This window comes from Achromobacter sp. SD115 (assembly GCF_017355315.1).
Taxonomy (GTDB): Bacteria; Pseudomonadota; Gammaproteobacteria; order Burkholderiales; family Burkholderiaceae_B; genus Achromobacter; species Achromobacter xylosoxidans_B.
The window spans coordinates 227,346-245,709 of sequence record NZ_JADIJM010000005.1 but is presented as its reverse complement, the minus strand read 5'-3'; the positions used below and the strand labels follow the sequence as shown (position 1 = coordinate 245,709).

The window sequence follows — 18,364 nt, the reverse complement described above, 5'->3', positions numbered from 1 at the left end:
TAATTCATTGCCAGCGCCATGACCGCTCCGCGACTCCCCCCGCTTAACGCGCTGCGCGCCTTCGAGGCCGCGGCCCGCCATCTTTCCGTGAAGGATGCGGCACGGGAACTGTGCGTGACGCCCGGCGCGGTCAGCCAGATGATCAAGTCGCTGGAGCAGCATCTGGGCGTGGCCCTGTTCCTGCGCGTGAACCGCGGCATTCAGCTGACGGATGCTGGCCACGGCTTTCTGCCGCCGGTGCGCAACGCCTTCCGCCAGATCCTGGCCGCATCCGCTCGTATTGCCTTGCCGTCAGAGAGCCGCGTGCTCACGGTCAGCACCACTGCGTTCTTCGCGTCGGCCTGGCTGGTTCCCCGGCTGCATGACTTCCACGCCCGCCATCCGCAGATCGATCTGCAGATCGTCACCAGCAACGCGCTGGCCGCATTCGGCCGGGACGGCGCGGACCTCGCCATCCGCCACGGACTGGGCCGCTACGCGGGACTGCAAAGCGTACATGTGTTGACGGTCGAAGTCGTGCCGGTGGCGTCGGCCGGTCTGGTGACAAAGCTGGGCATGCCGGCTGCGGCGCAGGATTTGCTGGGCTGGCCGCGCGTCCATGACGAGACGCGCGGCGGCTGGCAACTGTGGTTCGCGGCGCAGGGCGTGGAGGACGCGGGCACGCCGCGGGGGCCTGCCTTCGACGATGGCAGCCTGCTGCTGCAGGCGGTGGCCGCGGGCCAGGGCGCGGGCCTGCTGCCGCTGGCGATGGTGCAGGACGAACTGGCGGCGGGACGTCTGGTCAGACTGGCCGGCGACGCCTGGCTGGAAGAATTCGGCTATTACCTGGTGTGGCCGGGCAGGGGGGCCATGTCAGGCAAGATGAAGGCGTTCCGCGACTGGTTGTTGGAAAGCGTGGCGGTTTGAGGAAAGCCGGATCCGCGGCCGGCATACCGAGGCTTCAGAGCGCGGCCGACAGCGCAGCCGCCTTGTGCGCCAGTTCCGCCACGCCGAAGCTGGTCGCCAGCGAGTGCGCGTCTAGTTCTTCCAGCGATACCCAGCGGGCGTCGGCGGCGTCGTCGCCCGCTACCGGTTCGCCGGCTTGCCAGCGGCACAGCACGGCGATCAGGATGAAGTGGCGGCGCAGCGCGCCCGTGTCGTCGCGGTCGTAGACGTCGACGGCGTCGAATACATGCAGCGATTCGGCGCGCACGCCGGTTTCTTCCAGCAGCTCGCGCGCGGCGGCGGCAAGCACGCCTTCGCCCGCGTCGATCTTGCCGCCGGGAAAGGCCCAGCGACCCTGGTCCGGCGGATTGGCGCGTTGCACCAGCAGCACGTGTCCTTCGCGCACGACCGCGGCAATGGTGGCGGCGATGGGACGCTGGGGTGGGGGCGCGGTCATGCGGGTTCCTTTCTCTGGCTGCGGTCTGGGTATGTCAGGGTACGCCAACCCGGGCTTAGCGCAAATCCCCGTAGTGCCGGACCGGTCCCTGGTGCACACTGTCAGCCGCGCCGGCATGAGCGCATCGAATAGGGGGCGGGAGGGCAGCATGGATACACCGGACCGGCAGTTGCGTTATTTCTTGCGCATCGCGGAACTCAAATCGCTATCGCGCGCGGCGGAGGACCTGGATCAGACCCAGTCCGGGCTGAGCCGGCAGCTGGCGGCGCTGGAGGCCCACGTGGGCAAGCCGCTGTTCACCCGCACCGGACGCGGCGTGGAGCTGACCGAGGCGGGCGCGCGCCTGTTGGATGGCATCCAGCCCGCCTACCGCAACATAGACCGGGTGCTGGAGGCCGTGCGCCAGCGCGAGGGCGTGACGCAGGGGACGGTCCGGCTCGCCACCGTGCACACGCTCAGCTACTACTTCATGGCCGAGGTGGTGGCCAGTTTCGTCAGTAGCCATGAACACGTGAACCTGTCCGTGATGGGTCGCAGTTCGCCCGAGGTGGTGGCGCTGGTGGAAAGCGGCAAGGCCGACGTGGGCTTCGTCTATGACGCGGCGGTGGCGTCTGACAACCTGGCGTCGGCCACACTGTTCGATGACGATATGTGCCTGATCGTGCGCGGCGACGTGCCGCTGCCGGACGACGTCGACCTGGCCGGCATGGATCTGCGGCTGGTGGGCTTCCCGCCGCATTACGCGCTGCGCAAGATGATCCACAGCGCAGGGCTGGAGCCCGAGTTCGCGGCCGAGGCCGAAACCATAGACGCCATGCTCAAGCTGGTGTCCTCCGGCGTGGGCGCCTGCATTCTTCCGTCCCGCATTCCGGACAAGCTGCTGACCGAGTACGGCCTGCGCAAGGTCCGGGTCCGTAGCCCCATCTTGCGGCGCCGCGTGGTCGCGATCACCCTGGCCAACCGCCAGCCCCTGCCGCTGGTGCGCGATTTGCTGGCCGTCGCGCACCGCATCGCGGCGCGCTAGCCGTCCCGGCGGACTCGAATAGCAGCTATGACCCTGGCTGCATGGCTGTATCGCGGCTTGCTTTCCATACTGTGCATACCTCGCGCGGCGTCCGGTGGCGCTGATGACGCGGGCAATACACAGGGGAAGACATGAGCACCGCATTACGAGAGAAATCCTATTTCGACACCCGCGCCACGCAGGAAATGGCGCGCCATCTGCACGCCGTGCCGCGCAGCATCCAGGAAACCATGGCCTATGCCTGTCGCATCCTGGCCATGACCGAGCAGGAAGCGGGGCTGGCGGGCCAGATCAGCGTGCGCTCGCAGCGGCCGGGGGCCTATTGGACCCTGCGCTTCGGGCTGGGCTTCGACGAAGCCACGCCGGCCGACTTCATCGAAGTGGACCGCGACCTGCACACGCTGACGGGCGAGGGCATGGCTAACCCGGCCACCCGCTTTCACCTGTGGGTGTACGAGGCGCGGCCCGACGTGCAGTCCATCATCCACACTCATTCGCCCTGGGCCTCGGCGCTGGCCGCGGCGCGCCAGCCGCTGGTGATCTCGCAGATGGACATGACGCCGCTGCACGACGACTGCGCGTTCCTGGGCGAATGGCCCGGGGTGCCGATCGCCGACCAGGAAGGCGTGATCATTTCCGGCGCGCTGGGTAAAAAGCGCGCCATCATCCTGGCGCATCACGGCTACCTGACTGCCGGCGTGACCTGCGAAGAGGCGACCTACCTGTCGGTGTACCTGGAACGCGCGGCGCGCATGCAGATCCGCGCGCAGGCGTTCGGACCGCTGACGCCGGTGGACGACGCGCTGGCGCGCGAAGCGCACGACTATCTGCTCAAGCCCTCGATCGTCAACGCGACGTTCAACTACTGGGCCCGCCAGACGCACGGCATTGCGCCTTTGCCGCTGCCTGCCGCCTGATACCGCGCAGCCACATTCTTCCAGAACTTTTTTTGGGGAGTCATGATGATGACGACCAAGCCTGCGGCTGCGCGCTCGCGCCGCGATTACGTGACGGCCGGACTGGCCAGCATGATGGGCACCACCATCGAGTGGTACGACTTTTTCCTGTACGGCACCGCTGCCGCGCTGATCTTCAACAAAATCTTCTTTCCATCCTTCGATCCGCTGACCGGCACGCTGGCCGCGTTCGCCACCTATTCCGTGGGCTTCTTCGCGCGGCCCCTGGGCGGCGTGATCTTCGGCCATTACGGCGACAAGATCGGCCGCAAATCCATGCTGCTGATCACCTTGCTGCTGATGGGCGTGCCCACCATCCTGATCGGGTTGATCCCGTCCTATGAGCAGATCGGCTACTGGGCCGCCGTGCTGCTGGTGCTGATGCGCTTCCTGCAAGGCATTGCGGTGGGCGGCGAATGGGGTGGAGCGGTGCTGATGGCGGTGGAACATGCGCCGGACGGCAAGAAGGGCTTTTTCGGCAGCCTGCCGCAGGCCGGGGTCGCGCCGGGCCTGATCCTGTCGTCGTTGGCGATGGGCGCGGTCGCCAGCTTGCCCGAAGCCGACATGCTGGCCTGGGGCTGGCGGCTGCCGTTCCTGGCCAGCGTGATACTGCTGCTGGTGGGCTGGTTCATCCGGGTCAAGGTGGCCGAATCGCCCGACTTCGAGCAGATGAAGGAGAAGGGCGCCAAGGTCGAGGTGCCGGTGGCCGAGGTATTGAAGCACCATCGCCGCGCCCTGCTGGTGGTGGTGGGCGCCAGGCTGGCGGAAGTGACCTGGTTCTACACCGTGGTGACCTTTTCGCTGGCCTACGCCACGGGCACCCTGGGCATCGCGCGCTCGGTCATGCTGGACGCCACGATCTGGGGCGCGGCTGTTGCGCTGTTCACCATGCCGCTGTTCGGCATGCTGGGCGACAAGATCGGCCATAAATGGGTCTTCATGGTCGGCACCCTGGGCATCCTGGCTTGCGCGCCGGTCTTCTTCCATTTGCTGGGCACCCGCGACACCTCGTGGATCATCCTTGCGGTATGCCTGGCGGTCGGCCTGGTCTACGCTTGCCTGTACGGGCCGGAAGGCACCTTGTTCTCCAGCCAGTTCCCGGCCGAGGTGCGCTACACCGGCATTTCGCTGGCGGTACAGGTATCCGGCGCCATCGGCGGCGGCTTGGCGCCGATCGTGGCGACCTGGCTGCTGGCCAAGGGCGGGGGCGATCCCCGGTATGTGGTGTGGTACCTGAGCATCCTGGGGGTGATCGCTTTGTTCAGCGCCTGGCTGATGCGCAGCGAGGCCCCCGCGGTGGCCGCCTTGCGGGTGCCTGCCCGCGCCGATTTGAGGACGCCATGAAGACCATCGACTATTACTTCTGGATGAACTCCGACTGGGCCTATCTGGGCGCCGACAGGCTGGAGGCGCTGGCCGCGCGCCAGCAAGCCCGGATCCGCTACCTGCCGGTGGACCTGCCCGAGGTCTACGCCCGCACCGGCGGCATCCTGCTGGGCCTGCGTTCGCCCGAGCGCCAGGCCTACCGGGTGACGGAGCTGGCGCGCTGGTGCCGCAAGCTGGATATCCATGTCAACGCGCAGCCGGCATATATGTGTCCGGATGCGGGCCTGGCCTCGCGTCTTGTCATCGCGGCGGATCAGGCCGGCCTGCCAGTGGCGGCGCTGTACAAGGCGATCCTCAAGGCCGAGTGGTGCGACGAGCAGGACATTTCTGACGAGGCCACCTTGCGCGTCATCCTGCTGCGCCAGGGGCTGGATGCGCCGGCGCTGCTGGCTGCGGCGGCCGAGCCCGGCATCGAGACCACCTACCGCCGCAATACCGACGACGCGGTCGCGGCCGGGGTGTTCGGCTCGCCCGCCTATGTGTACCGGGGCGAGGTGTTCTGGGGCCAGGACCGGTTGGAGATGCTGGAGGAGGCCGTGGCCGCGTAGGCGGCCACGGCTGGCAGGGGCGCGGCATGGCAGGTGGTCAGGGCGCCACGCCAGCCCCTGCCGGCTGTTGCCGCTGCCGCACGAGAAAATCGCTGGCGCGGACGATGTCCTCATCGTTGCGGCGGTCTTCGGCCATATAGGGGACCTGCTTGCGGAAATCGCGCCACAGGTCGCCGGTTCCCGCTCCGACCATGAAGCCGGGACGCTGGGCCACGCGCAGATCCACGGCTTGGGCGGCGTGCATCAACTCCACGGCCAGCAGCATCGTCAACCGATCGATCTGGGCCGCCATCCGGCGGGCCGTGGTCGGCGCGTTGGTGCCGACGTCTTCGATGTTGCCGGCCTGGGGCTGAACGTCGGTCATCACCGGCAGCGCCAGCACTCTTATCTCCGTCGCCAGCGACGACACCGTCTTCTGGATAGGGCCGTAGCCAATTGCGCCGTTGCCCGGGCTGAGAAACCGGGGGAGTCCGGTGAACGCGGTGTCGGTCAGTCGCAGCGTGCGCTGGGCCGACAGCTGCGCCACCTGGGACAAGGCGATGCCCATGCCCTGCAAAGGCAGCGCCCACGCGCTGGGATCGAAGCCGGCGTTTGGCAGTACGGCGCCGCGGACCGGACCTTCCGTCACGTAGAACTGCAGCTCGTACGAAGGAGCATTTTCCGCCGGCTGCGCGTCCAGCGCCACGGTCGGGTTGTCGTCGGAACTGTTGATCTGCAGCAGCAATTGCCGCTGCAGCAGCGCCAGCATGTCGCGCGCCGCGCCGTGCGCCTGGCTCACGGTGCGAAAGCTCAACGGATCCTGTAGCGCGCGTTGCGTATCTCGCTGCCACAGGGAGCTGCCGCGCAACAGGACGCGGATGTGTTCAGCCGTGTTCACTTGTCCGTCATAGGGCCGTTGGGCCTGTGACGCGGACAGTACCGGTGCCAGGTTGCCGTCCAGCCCCTCGAGCGACAGCGCGGCGACCGCATCGGCTTGGGACAGCAGCCTGGCCGCGTCCAGGGCCGCCAGCGATGCGATGGCGGCGCCATAGGCGTTGGAACTGACGATGGCCAGGGCGTCCTTGCCGAAGGGCTGCACTGGCTCAAGGCCTGCCTGACGCAGCGCCTGCGCGGCGGGCAAGCGCTGGCCGCGGTAATAGGCCTGGCCTTCGCCCATCATCGCCAGTCCGATCTGCGGAAGAATCGTGATGTCGGCCTGTCCGACCGAGCCCTCGCCGAACATGACCGGGGTGACGCCGCGATTGAGGAATTGGGCGTACTGGCGCAACACGGCCGGCTGCAAGCCGGAACCGCCGAACAGCGCGGTATTCAGCCGGATCAGCATCGCCGCCCGGGTGACTTCCTGAGGCGCTTCCGCGCCATAGGCGGCGCTGTGCGAGCGCAGCAGGTTGCGGTTGAACTGCTCCGACAATTTGCGGACTTCGGGCGAAATCTCTCCGCCCTTGAAAATGGTCTGGTCCTTGTTCAGCCCCACGCCCCGGTTCAAGCCGTACACAGGCCGGTCCAGGCGCGCGTAGGCCAGCAGCAGGTCGTAGGAGCGTTCCGCGCGCTGCATGGCTTCATCGGCCAGCGCCACGCCGCAGCCTAGTCTGGCGACGGATTCGATCTGCGCCAGGGTGAGCGAGCGTCCGTCCAGATTGACGGCTGCACAAGCGGCGGCCACGGGTGCCGCATGGATCCCCAGCAGCGCGGCGACGGCAAGGGACAGGCGGATGGCCGCTCCGCGCAGACGGACAGGGGCGGACGGCGAGTTCTGCATAGGCATAGCGACTCCGGGCAGGATGGAAGAAACAGGCGCGGCGTCACTGCCGACCGCCAGGCGGCCGGCAGTGACGAAGCACAGCTGGAAAGAACGCCGGGCCGCTAGGGCTGGCGCGGGGCGTCCAGGGGCAGGCGCAGCAGGTCCTGACCCAGCACGACGGGTCCGCGGAAAGTCTGCCGCGCCTGCAGCCAATGCTCCGCGGGGGCGTCGCCCGGCACCAGGTGCGACAGCACCAGCGTCTTGACGCCGGCGCGGGTGGCTACCTCGCCCACCTGCTGCGGTGTGGTGTGGGCCTCCAGCAGTTGCTTGGCCAGCGCCTGCTGGCGCGCATCCCAGGGCTTGGCGCCGACGATGTGGTCGACCCAGGCCGGGTCGATCGCCTCATGCACCAGGATGTCCGCGCCGCGTGCCAGCTTGATCAGGTTTTCGCTGACCGCTGTATCGCCGGAGAACACCACCGAGCCAGCCTTGGTGTCGAAACGGTAGGCGAAGTTGGGATACACCAGTCCGTGCGGCACCAGGATGGCGCTGACCTTGACGCGTTCGTCCTGCCAGACGGAGAACGGCTCCATCGGTGGGGCCGGTTCGGTGTTGGGATCCTTGACCACGCCGGCCGGAACCTCGATGTCGTGAGCCTGGAAGAACTGCCGGATATCCGGCACGCCTTCGCTGCGCACCCGTATGTTCAGATCGGCCGACATGCCGGCGATGACCGATTCGACCAGGTCGCGAGTACCCGCGGAAGGATTCTCCGCGTGGATCACGGGGTCGTCCTTCATGCCTGGCGCAAGCGGCGGTAGGGCGCCGCGCCGGCCGGGTCCGTAAATCTGCATCGATGCCTTGGCGCGGCGCCGGGCGCTGGGGTCATACATCAGCAGGTTGGCCAAGTCGATGATGTGGTCGGTATGCAGGTGCGTCAGGAAGACAGCCTGTTCCGAGCCGGGCTTGACGCCGGCGCGGCGCAACTGGCGGTACGCGCCCGAGCCCAGGTCGACGATGTATGCCCGTCCGTCGACCAGCACCGCGGAAGAGATTCCATGCGGCGAATCGTCGCCGTACCAGGTTGGCCCCCCCGCCACGCCCAGCAGCACCAGTTCGGCCGCGCGCGGCGGTTCAGAAGCCGCAAGCGGCGCCGAGCACAAGCCGGCCAGCGCGAACGCGGCGGTGGCGATCAATGAATTGCGGACTTTAGACATGGCGGCCCTGCGGCAGAATCGTCAAGGCCACCAGCGCGACCACGCAGGCGCCCATTACGTACAGCGCGGGCGCGAACGCCACCCCGGTGGTGTAGGTGATCCACGTAAGAATGGCCGGCGCGAATCCGCCCAGGACGGTGACTGCCGTGTTGTACGACAGGGACATGCCCGAAGAGCGCACGCTGGTGGGAAACACTTCCGACAGCGCTGCGGGGGCGACGCCCACGTACATGGCCACCATCAGGCAGAACAGCGACTGCACCACGATGAGCGCGCCCTGGGTATGCGTTGCCTTCAGCCACATCATCAGCGGGTAGACGGCGATCAGCAGGATCAGCGCCGCCGCGCGCAGCACATTGCGGCGGCCGTAGCGATCCGATAGCGTGCCGGAAAATACGCAGCCGCCGATCAGGAACAGATTGCCCACCAGCGCCGCCAGGAAGGCCTGCGAACTGCTGAAGCCCAGCGATTTCTGCACATAGATGGGCATGAAAATGATGAGAGCATAGGGTCCGACGGCCCACAGCACCGACATGCACAGGCCGGTCAGCAGCTCCTTGGGATAGTCCCGAACGACCGCCAGCAGCGGCGCCTTGACGTGGTCACCCTGGCGCGCCTGGCGTGCCTGTTCCTCGCGGAAATGCGGCGTTTCGTCCAGCGCCCGACGCATCCACAGACCCACCGGGGCGATTGCGAGGCCGATGATGAAGGGCACGCGCCAGCCCCATTCGCCCACCTGCTGTTCGGTCAGCAGCGTGGTGACCAGGGTCGCCACCAGCGCGCCCAGCAGGTTGGAGATCCCCATGCTGGCCTGCAGCCACGAGGCGTACTGGCCGCGCTTGCCTTCTGGCGCATGCTCGACCAGGAAGGCGGTGGCGCCGCCGACCTCGCCGCCGGCAGAGAAACCCTGCAGCACGCGGCCGCAGACGATCAGCAGCGGAGCGCCCACGCCGATCGCGGCATAAGGCGGCGCCGCCGCGATCAGCAGCGTGCCCACGGCCATCAGCATGATGGTCAGTGTCAGCGCCGCCTTGCGCCCGGCGCGGTCGCCATAGGAACCCAGCACCAGCGCGCCCAGGGGCCGCACCACGAAGCCCAGGCCGAAGGCCAGGAACGAGGCCATCAATTGCACGGTCGGGTCGGCGTTATGGAAAAAGTTCTGCCCGATATAGACGGCGAACAAGGCATAGACGGTGAAGTCATACCATTCGAGGGCATTGCCTGCCGATGCCGCAATCACCGCCTTGCGGCCGCTGCGCTCGTGCGCCGAAGTCTGATGTGCCGGACGGCCGGGTGGAGCCCCGACTCCCGGATTGATCGTGATGTCTTTCATTGCTTTCCCCTGAGATCACGTCCAGGGCTGTCATGCCCTTGTCGTGCGGTGTCGATGCGGGCGATGCCCTTTTTCTGCACTTCGTCCAGCGCCTCTTCGTAGCCGGCGTCGGCATAGCGCAGCACGCCGCTGGCGGTGTCGTTGGTCATCGACAGGCGCAGCCGCTGGTCGGCGGCCGCGGTGCCGTCAGCCACCACCGTGACGCCGGCGCTGGTCATGTAGCCGCTGTATCCGCCGCCGCCGGAATGGATCGCCACCAGATCGGCGCTGGACGAGCAATTGATCATGGCATTGAGCAACGGCCAGTCGGCGATGGCGTCGGAGCCGTCGCGCATGTTTTCCGTCATGATGTTCGGATGGGCCATGGCGCCGGCGTCCAAGTGGTCGCGCGTGAAGGCCACGGGCGCGCTGAGCACGCCTTCGCGCACCATCCGGTTGACTTCCAGCGCCAGCTCGGTGCGCTCGCCGTGCCCAAGCCAGGCGATGCGCGCGGGCAAGCCCTCGAACGGTACTTCCTTACGCGCCAGGCGGATCCAGTTGGACACGATGAAGTTGTCCGGAAAGCGTTGCAGCAGGAAGTCGTCGATCTTGCGGATGTCGTCGGCGTCGTTCGACAGCGCGATCCAGCGGAATGGACCGATGGCGCGGGCGAACAGGGGCCGAAGGAAGGCTTCGGTGAAAACCGGGATCTCGAAGGCGCGTTCGACGCCGCCCTGTTTGGCGTGGGTGCGGATGAGGTTGCCGTTGTCGAACACAACCGAGCCGCGGTCCTGGAACCCGAGCATGGCGGTGACATGCCGGACGATCGAGGCGCGGCTGGCGTCCATCAGTCCAGACACGTCGCTGCGGCGCATTTCCGCCACTTGTTCCAGCGTATGGCCAGCGGGGATGTAGCCATAGACCAGGTCGTGCGCCGAGGTCTGGTCGGTGACAATGTCGGGCACGATGCCGCGAGCCAGGATTTCGGGGTAGACGTCTGCGGCGTTGCCCAGCAGACCGACCGAAATGGGTTCGCGGCGGGCCTGTGCCTGGCAGATCAGATCCAGGGCTTCGTCCAGGGAGTCGGCGCGCCGTTCGAGGAAGCCCGCCTTGATGCGCTTTTCGATGCGCTCGGGGTTGATCTCCACCGTGAGGATGGCGGCATTCGCCATGCGGCCTGCCAGCGGCTGCGCGCCGCCCATGCCGCCCATGCCCGCCGTCAGGATGAAGCGTCCGCGCAGATCGTTGTCGAAATGGCGTTCGGCGATGCGCGAGAAGATCTCGTAGGTGCCCTGGATCACGCCTTGCGAGCCGATGTACTGCCAGTCGCCCGCTGTCAGTCCGCCCCAGCAGATCAGGTTGTCGCGTTCCAGCTGGTAGAAGTTCTCGGCGTGCGCCCACTGACCGACCATGTTGCAGTTCGCCATGATCACGATCGGCGCTTGCGGATGCGTGCGCAGCACGCCGATGGGCTTGCCCGATTGCACGATGAGCGTCTGATCTTCCTCCAGTTCCATCAGGGCTTTGACCATGGCGTCATGCGCGGGCCAGTCGCGCGCGGCGCGGCCCAGCGCCGCATAGACCACCAGGTTGGCCGGGTCTTCGCCCACCGCCAGCACGTTTTCCAGCAGGCGCAGCAGCGCTTCCTGGCGCCAGCCTTTGCAGCGCAGGGTGTTGCCGCCGGGGATATTGAATTCTCGTTTCACGCCATTTACCTCAGGATGCCAATGCGTAGTCGGTGAAGTTCATGCCCAGCGCCTTTTCCACGATGGGGTAGACCGACGGGTCCGTCACGCTGGAGGAGAGGGGGATGTGTTGCTTGCGCACGTGCAGGACGCTGACCTGCAGGCCCTCGCGCAGCTTGCCCGCGCTGACCGGGTTGCCATCGCTGTCCAGCGTGGTGATCACGTCCGGGTAGCAGGCGACCCGTTCTCCGTGGTTGTCGGTCACCGCCATGTGCTCGTTCATCACATGGATGACGCGCTTGGCGGCGCCTTCACCGATTTCGACGGTGCCGATGTCGAAGGCTTCTTCGGTGTAGCGCAGCGTGTTGCGCACCACCTTGCCGGAAGCGATGATCTCGCCCTGCGTGGCCTTGCAGATCGCATCGATGACCGCGCTGCCGCCGCGCGGCTGCGCCGCGATGATGGCCTCGCCCAGCGCCAGCGCCTTGCTGATGCCGCCCAGCGCGGCGTGGCGGCGCACGTAGGATGCGCGTATGGGGTTGCGGCAGCTGGCGATGAAGCCGCCCGCCATGTCGGCCGCCTTGCGCAGCACCGGCGAGACCTTGCCGGTGGCGCCGTGGACGGTCAGCTCCATATAGGAGTTGCTGGAGCGGTTGCCGCCCACCGCGCACTGGATCATCGGTTCAGGGCTGCCCGCCAATCCCAACGAACCCATGTCGCCGGTGGGGTGGGCGCGGATGTCGCCCACGGCGTCGACCACCTTGGTGCCCAGCACCGCCGAAGGCAGCCAGCCGTTCAAGGTGCTGGACATGCCGTTCTGGCCGATGATCAGTCCATAGACCCGTTCTCCGAGCGCGTCCTGCAGCCGCTGCGCGGCCTTGACGTAGTCGATGCCCAGCATCTGCCAGTCGGTGAGTCCGCCCGGCGCGCCGATGGCGGCCGCGGTGGCGATCCATGCGTCGTCCGGCACCTCGTCCATGGTCACCAGTTCAGGGCGGCCGATGGTTACGGCCAGCGAGCCCAGTTCGCGCCCATGCTCGGCCCAGCCGCCGCCGCCGCAGGCGAATACCGAGCCGCCGCGAACCGCGGCTTCGACGTCCTGCATCGTCAAGATTCTTCCCATGACCCCATTCCTCCCGATTGCTGTTTTCAACGATCCCGCAGCGCTTGTGCGGGATGGACGGGGGGATCATAGGAAGCAAGCTTGATAATGTCGTATTACCTTTTATGCTTTGTACATAACATCATGTTAATTGCTGGGCGCGCTCATAGCGGAGCGATAGGGCGCCCGCCGCATGGCCTGAGGGATATCCCCTAGGCGCGGGGCAAGGTGCGCAGCCGCGCTAGGCGCGCTGGTCGAGCTTGTGCAGCACGTCGATAAAGGCCAATGCCAGCCGGGATAGCGGCTGGAGCTGGACGTGGAACACATTGACCGGCGCATTCACGGTGCCGATGATGGGCAGGGTCACCACTTCCGACCAGATCGGCCCGGCGACCGTGATCTCGTCCACCAGCGCCACCCCGGCGCCGGCTTGCACCAGCGCGCAGGCGACGTGGGCTTGCTGAACCTCGATGCGCGGTTCGGGCTGCTCGTTCTCGCCGCCGAACAGTTTGTTGATCAACATGCCGAAGGGAATGTCGGCGCTATAGCCGATCAGAGGCTCTTCGGCCAGATCGTGCACCGTTACGCGGCCGCGCGCCGCCAGCGGATGGCCTTTGGGCAGTACCGCCACGATCTGGTTTTCATACAGCGGCTGCCATGCCAGGCTGGGGTGGTCCACGGGCATGTAGGCCACGCCCAGTTCCACCTGCTGCGTCAGCAGCGATTGCAGCATCACTGCGGGGATCAGGGTCTGCAGCACGATGCGCACTTCCGGGAATTGCCGCCGGAACTGCGCGATCGCGCGCGGCAGCAGGGATTGGCCGAGGCTGGGGCTGCAGGACAGCCGCAACTGGCCTTCGCGGTTTTCCGCCAGGTTGTCCGCCACTTCGTTGACCCGCTGCACGTTCTGGTAGAGCGCCGTGACCTCCACGAACAGCCGGTGGGCTTCCGGCGTGGGGTACAGCCGGCCCTTGATGCGCTGGAACAGCATCAGGCCCAGGCGTTGTTCCGTATAGGAGATCAGCCGGCTGACCGCGGGCTGCGAGACAAAAAGCAGCTTGGACGCGCCACTGATGGAACCGCTGAGCATGATGGCCCGGAAGACCTCGATCTGCCGTAGATTCAATTTCATATGCTTAACCTGATGTTAATTCTCACGCACATATAAGCATAAGACGTTTTGGGAGGGGGCTCCTACACTGCCTGCATTCAACCCAGGATGGAAGCGGTCATGAGCGATTTCGATTTGGTGGTGCGCGGCAATATCGTCGACCCGGATGGCGTGGCGATGGACGGCTGGCTGGCGGTGAGGGACGGCAAGATCGCGGCGCGCGGCGTTGGTCAGCCTCCCGCGGCCCGCGACAGCGTGGATGCGCGCGGCCAGTGGATCGTGCCCGGCGTGGTCGACGGCCAGGTGCACTCGGGCAGCCAGCTGAACCAGGAGGGATTGGGCTGGGCGTCGCGCGCGGCGGCGGCGGGCGGGGTAACGGTCATGGTCGACATGCCTTACGACGATCCGGAACCCGTGGCCTCGCGCCCGCAACTGGAGGCCAAGATCGCCGAAGTCGAGCGCGACTGCCACGTGGACGTGGCGCTGTTCGGCACCCTGAACACCCAGCACGGCCTGGCGGCGGCGGCCGGCCTGATCGAAGGCGGGGTCTGCGCGTTCAAGTTCTCTACCTTCGAAGCCACGCCGGGCCGGTTTCCCCGCATCGAGGAAGACGACCTGTACGAAGCCTTCCGCCTGATTGCCCCGTCCGGACTGGTTTGCGGCGTGCACAACCAGATGCAGGAACTGACCCGCAAGAACATCGCGCGCCTGGTCGAGGCCGAGGACACGGGCTGGGACGCCTTCATGCGGGCGCACACGCCGCTGATCGAGAACCTGGCCACGGCGCTGATCTATGAGATCGGCGCCGAAACCGGCGCCCGCGCCCACGCGGTGCATGTGTCGACCTCGCGCGGCTTTGAGATCTGCAATATGTACCGCCGCAGCGGTCATCGCGCCAGTATTGAAACCTGCATCCAGTATCTGATGCTGAACCACGAAGAGCACACCCGCCGCTTCGGCGCGAAGACCAAGCACTATCCGCCGATCCGGCCCAAGGCCGAGGTCGACCTGCTCTGGACCCATATTGCCAACGACGAATGCACCTTCGTGTCGTCGGACCATGTCAGCTGGGGCCTGGAGCGCAAGCAGAATCCGAACGTGTTCAAGAACTCGTCCGGCGGCCCCGGCCTGGAGACGCTGCTGCCTGCCTTCTGGACCGGCTGCGAAGAGCATGGCATCGCGCCGTCCATGGTGGTGCGCCAACTGAGCCGCAACCCCGCGCAGCACTTCCTGCTGGATGACCGCAAGGGCACGCTGGACGTGGGCAAGGACGCCGACATCGTCATTCTCAAGCCGGAACGCTATGCCTTCGATCCGTCGACCAGCCTGTCGGCGGTGCAGTGGAGCTCGTTCGAGGGCCGCGAGTTCAGCGTTCGCGTCTCGGGCACCTGGTGCCGCGGCCAGCAGGTCTATGACGGACAGCGCATCGTCAACCAGAAGGGCAACGGCCGCTTCCTGCGCCCGCGCCAGGCTTGAGGGACACGGCAATGTCTGTGCAGTTTCCCCCCCTTAACGCCGAGCGCCTCTGGGCCCGCGTCGAAACTCTCTCCCGATATACCCTGCCGGACGTCCCCTGGACCCGCCGCGCGTTCTCGCCGCTGTTCGATGAAGCCCGCGCCTGGCTGCGCGGCGAATTCGAAGCCGCCGGCCTCTCGACCCGCCTGGACGCCGGCGGCAACCTGGTCGGCACGCTGGCCGGGCGCGATCCGGCGCGCAAGCCCATCGCCACCGGCTCGCACTGCGACACCGTCATGGCCGGCGGCCGATTCGACGGCATCATCGGCGTGCTGGCGGGCATCGAGGTGGCCCACAGCCTGCGCGAGCATGGCGTTCAACTGGAGCACCCCTTCGAGGTCATCGACTTCCTGTCCGAGGAGCCCAGTGACTACGGCATCTCCTGCGTCGGCAGCCGCGCCCTCTGCGGCCAGTTGACGCCCGACATGCTGCAGGCCCGCAACCCCGATGGCGAAACGCTGGCGGCCGGCATTGCCCGCATCGGCGGCGACCCCTCGGCGCTGGGCGCGCCGCTGCGCGGCCCGGGCGGCACTGCCGCCTTCGTCGAACTGCATATCGAACAAGGCCCGGTGCTGGAAAGCCGCGGCCTGCCCATCGGCGTGGTCACCAACATCGTCGGCATCCGCCGCGTGCAGATCACGGTGGCAGGCCAGCCCGACCATGCCGGCACCACGCCCATGGACATCCGCCGCGACGCCCTGGTGGGCGCGGCCCGCATCATCGATGCCGCAAATCGCCAGGCCAGCGCCGCCAGCGGCAATCCGCATTACGTGGTCGCCACCGTGGGCCGCCTGTCCATGACGCCCAATGCCGCCAACGCGGTGCCGGGGCGCGTCGAACTGACGCTGGAAATGCGCAGCGACAGCGATGCCGTGCTGGATGCGTTTCCGGAAACCTTGATGGCTGGCGTGACGGGCGACCTCAAGGCGCTGCGCCTGACCGCCAGCTTCACGCAGCTGAGCCGCGCCCGGCCCACCGACTGCACGCCGCTGGTGATGGATGCGGTGCAGGCCGCCGCGGACCTGTTGGGCTATGCCTCGATGCGCCTGCCCAGCGGCGCGGGCCACGACGCGGTCTACATGGCGCCCACGGGTCCCATCGGCATGATCTTCATCCCCTGCCTGAACGGCCGCAGCCACTGCCCGGAAGAGTGGATCGAATCCTCTCAGCTGCTGGGCGGCACCCGCGTGCTGTACCAGTCCGTGCTGGAACTGGACCGGAAGTTGCGGGCATAGTGGAGCGGGCGCCCTAGAAGGCGCCCGCCGTTCGCGCTGCCGCTACTTCTTCACCAGCGGGCAGGACGAGCGCGACAGCGGCATGAAGGCCTGGTCGCCAGGCAGGGTGGCGACCAGCTTGTAGTAGTCCCAGGGCCGCTTGGACTCGGACGGCTTCTTCACCTCGAACAGGTACATGTCGTGCACCATGCGCCCGTCCTCGCGGATGCGGCCGTTGGTGGCGAAGAAGTCGTTGATGGGCATGGACTTCATCTGCTTCATCACCGCCGTGGGCTCGTCGGTGCCGGCTGCCTGCACCGCCTTCAGGTAGTGCATCACCGACGAATACGTGCCGGCCTGGCTCATGTTGGGCATTTTCTTCAGCTTGTCGTAGTAGCGCTGCGACCAGGCCCGGGTCTGGTCGTTCATGTCCCAGTAGAAGGCTTCCGTCAGCGTCAGGCCGGCGGCGGCTTCCAGGCCGATGGCGTGGATGTCGTTGATGTACAGCAGCAGTCCGGCCATCTTCTGGCCGCCCTTGGTCAACCCGAATTCGCTGGCCGCCTTGATGGCGTTGACCGTGTCGCCGCCGGCGTTGGCCAGGCCCACGATCTGCGCGCGGCTGGCCTGGGCCTGCAGCAGGTAGGAGGCGAAATCGCTGGAGCCCAGCGGGTGGCGCGATGCGCCCAGCACGGTGCCGCCGTTGGCCTTGACGACTTCGGTGGCGGAGGCTTGCAAGGTGTGACCGAAGGCGTAGTCGGCCGTCAGGAAGTACCAGCTCTTGCCGCCTTGCTCGACCGTGGCGCGCGCCGTGGTGTTGGCCAGCGACCAGGTGTCGTAGGTGTAGTGCACGGAATAGGGCGAGCACAGGTCGTTGGTGATGCGTTCGGTGCCGGGTCCGCTGAACACCACGATCTTCTTTTTCTCGCGGGCCACTTCCAGCACGGCCAGCGCGGGGGCGGAGCCCGCCACGTCCATGATGGCGTCGACCTTCTGGGTGTCGTACCACTCGCGCGCCTTGGCGGCGGCGATGTCGGCCTTGTTCTGGTGATCCACCACCATCAGGTCGACCTTCTTGCCCAGCACCGTGCCACCGAAGTCGGCGATGGCCATTTCGGCGGCGGTCGCGCTGCCTTTGCCCGTGACGTCGGCATACACGCCGCTCATGTCCAGGATCAGGCCCAGGCGGACCACGTCATCGGAGATCGCCTGCGCCATGGCGCAGGGCGCGGCGGCGAAGGCGGACAGCAGGGCTAGCGTGCTGCGCAACTTCAGGGAAATCCGGGGGGTTCTACGGCATTTCATGGTTAGTCTCCTTTATGCCGGATCTTGTTCGGATACTGCTGGCGCTTGGGGATCTGCTGCGGCGCTCTGTTCTGGCCTTGAGCTGACGGGTCGCGGTGGGGAAGCTCCTTGTGGTGAAAGCGGTCTAGCGGTGGGACAGCAGGTCGAATTCCATCCGCACCTTGCGGAACGGGAATTCCAGCCGCGCGAAATACACCACGCGGCCGTCGATGCAGGCATAGCGGCGCAACTCCGCAACCGGAGAGGACACGGGGATTTGCAGCGACTCGGCGGATTCCTGGCCGGCCTCGATCACGTTCAGCACCTGGCGCGCTTCGCTGATGCGCGCGCCGTAGAACTGGTCCAGCACCGGCGCCACGGTGCTCTTGCGGATGCGGGCGCGGTGCTTGCGGAACAGCACGCTGTCCAGGAAGACCTCGCTATAGCAGAAGGGATCGCCATCGGTGGTGTGTATCCGCCGCAAATACTGGAAGCTGCCGCTGCGGTCCGCGCCGCAAGGCATGCCCAGCGTGTCGGGCAGGGGCGAATCGGCGCTGGATTCCACCAGCGATACTGTGCCCAGCTGGTTGCTCAGTTCCACGGTTTCGGCCCAGGTCTTGGGGATCAGCAGGGTGGGCGTCTCGGGCAGTTCGGCGTTGACGAAGGTGCCCGATCCGCGCGAGCGGCGGATCAGGCCATCGTCTTCCAGCAGGCCGAACGCCTGTCGGATGGTGGCGCGCGAGATGCCATAGGTGGCCATCAGCGATTCCAGCGGCGGAATCTGCTGGCCGGGCCGCCAGGTGCGGTTCTGGATATTGCTGCGAAACAGCGCCGCCGCCTGCAGATACAGCGGCTGGGGGCTGCGCGAGAAGAGCTTGGGGTCGGGCATGT

At 66.9% G+C, this 18,364-nt stretch carries 16 protein-coding genes; 7 read left to right on the top strand and 9 right to left on the bottom strand.

Features of this window, described 5'->3' with window-relative positions:
• Positions 1-18: 18 nt before the first annotated feature.
• Entirely contained in the window at positions 19-906 is an 888-nt protein-coding gene (gene gcvA / locus IPU70_RS09695; RefSeq protein WP_207466824.1) for a transcriptional regulator GcvA, read from the top strand.
• Between the two features lie 34 nt (positions 907-940).
• Here gcvA and IPU70_RS09690 read toward each other — a convergent pair whose 3' ends face one another.
• Positions 941-1,381: an NUDIX hydrolase gene (locus tag IPU70_RS09690; protein WP_207466822.1), complete on the bottom strand. Its 441-nt coding sequence runs from the start codon at positions 1,379-1,381 to the stop codon at positions 941-943.
• A 148-nt stretch (positions 1,382-1,529) separates the two neighbouring features.
• Between IPU70_RS09690 and IPU70_RS09685 the strand changes: the two genes are divergently transcribed.
• The 4 genes from IPU70_RS09685 (at position 1,530) to IPU70_RS09670 (ending at position 5,295) form a co-directional block, all read left to right on the top strand.
• Positions 1,530-2,405: a LysR family transcriptional regulator gene (locus tag IPU70_RS09685; RefSeq protein WP_013393139.1), complete on the top strand. Its 876-nt coding sequence runs from the start codon at positions 1,530-1,532 to the stop codon at positions 2,403-2,405.
• Positions 2,406-2,536: 131 nt separating this feature from the next.
• A complete protein-coding gene (locus IPU70_RS09680; protein ID WP_207466820.1) occupies positions 2,537-3,322 on the top strand; it encodes an aldolase in 786 nt (261 codons plus the stop codon).
• A 45-nt stretch (positions 3,323-3,367) separates the two neighbouring features.
• Complete coding sequence (locus IPU70_RS09675) at positions 3,368-4,705, top strand: MFS transporter (protein WP_013393141.1); 1,338 nt, start codon at positions 3,368-3,370, stop codon at positions 4,703-4,705.
• Positions 4,702-5,295, top strand: a complete 594-nt coding sequence (locus IPU70_RS09670; RefSeq protein ID WP_207466818.1) for a 2-hydroxychromene-2-carboxylate isomerase — start codon at positions 4,702-4,704, stop codon at positions 5,293-5,295. Before IPU70_RS09675 ends, IPU70_RS09670 begins: the two co-directional genes overlap by 4 nt.
• A gap of 37 nt (positions 5,296-5,332) precedes the next feature.
• Here the strand turns inward: IPU70_RS09670 and hutH are convergent, their stop codons facing one another.
• From hutH to IPU70_RS09640, 6 genes are all read right to left on the bottom strand, one after another.
• Positions 5,333-7,060 (bottom strand): histidine ammonia-lyase, encoded by a 1,728-nt coding sequence (gene hutH, locus IPU70_RS09665; RefSeq protein ID WP_207466816.1) that lies wholly within the window; start codon positions 7,058-7,060, stop codon positions 5,333-5,335.
• A gap of 98 nt (positions 7,061-7,158) precedes the next feature.
• Entirely contained in the window at positions 7,159-8,253 is a 1,095-nt protein-coding gene (locus IPU70_RS09660) for an MBL fold metallo-hydrolase (RefSeq protein ID WP_207466814.1), read from the bottom strand.
• On the bottom strand, positions 8,246-9,586 hold the full coding sequence (locus tag IPU70_RS09655; protein ID WP_207466811.1) for an MFS transporter: 1,341 nt from the start codon (positions 9,584-9,586) through the stop codon (positions 8,246-8,248). The genes IPU70_RS09660 and IPU70_RS09655 overlap by 8 nt, the downstream gene beginning before the upstream one ends.
• Entirely contained in the window at positions 9,583-11,271 is a 1,689-nt protein-coding gene (locus IPU70_RS09650; protein ID WP_207466809.1) for a urocanate hydratase, read from the bottom strand. Before IPU70_RS09650 ends, IPU70_RS09655 begins: the two co-directional genes overlap by 4 nt.
• A 10-nt stretch (positions 11,272-11,281) precedes the next feature.
• Entirely contained in the window at positions 11,282-12,373 is a 1,092-nt protein-coding gene (locus IPU70_RS09645; RefSeq protein ID WP_207466807.1) for a DUF917 domain-containing protein, read from the bottom strand.
• A gap of 220 nt (positions 12,374-12,593) precedes the next feature.
• Positions 12,594-13,484, bottom strand: coding sequence for a LysR family transcriptional regulator (locus IPU70_RS09640; RefSeq protein WP_207466805.1), 891 nt, complete (start codon positions 13,482-13,484; stop codon positions 12,594-12,596).
• Between the two features lie 99 nt (positions 13,485-13,583).
• On the opposite strand from IPU70_RS09640, the gene IPU70_RS09635 reads away from it, so the two are divergent.
• Positions 13,584-14,939: a dihydroorotase family protein gene (locus tag IPU70_RS09635; protein ID WP_207466803.1), complete on the top strand. Its 1,356-nt coding sequence runs from the start codon at positions 13,584-13,586 to the stop codon at positions 14,937-14,939.
• An 11-nt stretch (positions 14,940-14,950) separates the two neighbouring features.
• Positions 14,951-16,213, top strand: a complete 1,263-nt coding sequence (locus IPU70_RS09630; RefSeq protein WP_207466800.1) for a Zn-dependent hydrolase — start codon at positions 14,951-14,953, stop codon at positions 16,211-16,213.
• 42 nt (positions 16,214-16,255) lie between these two features.
• On the opposite strand, the gene IPU70_RS09625 is transcribed toward IPU70_RS09630, so the two are convergent.
• Both IPU70_RS09625 and IPU70_RS09620 read right to left on the bottom strand, forming a co-directional pair.
• A complete protein-coding gene (locus IPU70_RS09625) occupies positions 16,256-17,494 on the bottom strand; it encodes an ABC transporter substrate-binding protein (protein WP_207466797.1) in 1,239 nt (412 codons plus the stop codon).
• 124 nt (positions 17,495-17,618) lie between these two features.
• Positions 17,619-18,362 (bottom strand): GntR family transcriptional regulator, encoded by a 744-nt coding sequence (locus IPU70_RS09620; protein WP_207466794.1) that lies wholly within the window; start codon positions 18,360-18,362, stop codon positions 17,619-17,621.
• Positions 18,363-18,364: the final 2 nt, after the last annotated feature.

Bases quoted from the DNA above. Each gene is read 5' to 3' on its own strand.
- gcvA (WP_207466824.1), top strand. From the start codon at position 19: ATGACCGCTCCGCGACTCCCCCCGCTTAACGCGCTGCGCGCCTTCGAG.
- IPU70_RS09690 (WP_207466822.1), bottom strand. From the start codon at position 1,381: ATGACCGCGCCCCCACCCCAGCGTCCCATCGCCGCCACCATTGCCGCG.
- IPU70_RS09685 (WP_013393139.1), top strand. From the start codon at position 1,530: ATGGATACACCGGACCGGCAGTTGCGTTATTTCTTGCGCATCGCGGAA.
- IPU70_RS09680 (WP_207466820.1), top strand. From the start codon at position 2,537: ATGAGCACCGCATTACGAGAGAAATCCTATTTCGACACCCGCGCCACG.
- IPU70_RS09675 (WP_013393141.1), top strand. From the start codon at position 3,368: ATGATGACGACCAAGCCTGCGGCTGCGCGCTCGCGCCGCGATTACGTG.
- IPU70_RS09670 (WP_207466818.1), top strand. From the start codon at position 4,702: ATGAAGACCATCGACTATTACTTCTGGATGAACTCCGACTGGGCCTAT.
- hutH (WP_207466816.1), bottom strand. From the start codon at position 7,060: ATGCCTATGCAGAACTCGCCGTCCGCCCCTGTCCGTCTGCGCGGAGCG.
- IPU70_RS09660 (WP_207466814.1), bottom strand. From the start codon at position 8,253: ATGTCTAAAGTCCGCAATTCATTGATCGCCACCGCCGCGTTCGCGCTG.
- IPU70_RS09655 (WP_207466811.1), bottom strand. From the start codon at position 9,586: ATGAAAGACATCACGATCAATCCGGGAGTCGGGGCTCCACCCGGCCGT.
- IPU70_RS09645 (WP_207466807.1), bottom strand. From the start codon at position 12,373: ATGGGAAGAATCTTGACGATGCAGGACGTCGAAGCCGCGGTTCGCGGC.
- IPU70_RS09640 (WP_207466805.1), bottom strand. From the start codon at position 13,484: ATGAAATTGAATCTACGGCAGATCGAGGTCTTCCGGGCCATCATGCTC.
- IPU70_RS09635 (WP_207466803.1), top strand. From the start codon at position 13,584: ATGAGCGATTTCGATTTGGTGGTGCGCGGCAATATCGTCGACCCGGAT.
- IPU70_RS09630 (WP_207466800.1), top strand. From the start codon at position 14,951: ATGTCTGTGCAGTTTCCCCCCCTTAACGCCGAGCGCCTCTGGGCCCGC.
- IPU70_RS09625 (WP_207466797.1), bottom strand. From the start codon at position 17,494: ATGAAATGCCGTAGAACCCCCCGGATTTCCCTGAAGTTGCGCAGCACG.
- IPU70_RS09620 (WP_207466794.1), bottom strand. From the start codon at position 18,362: ATGCCCGACCCCAAGCTCTTCTCGCGCAGCCCCCAGCCGCTGTATCTG.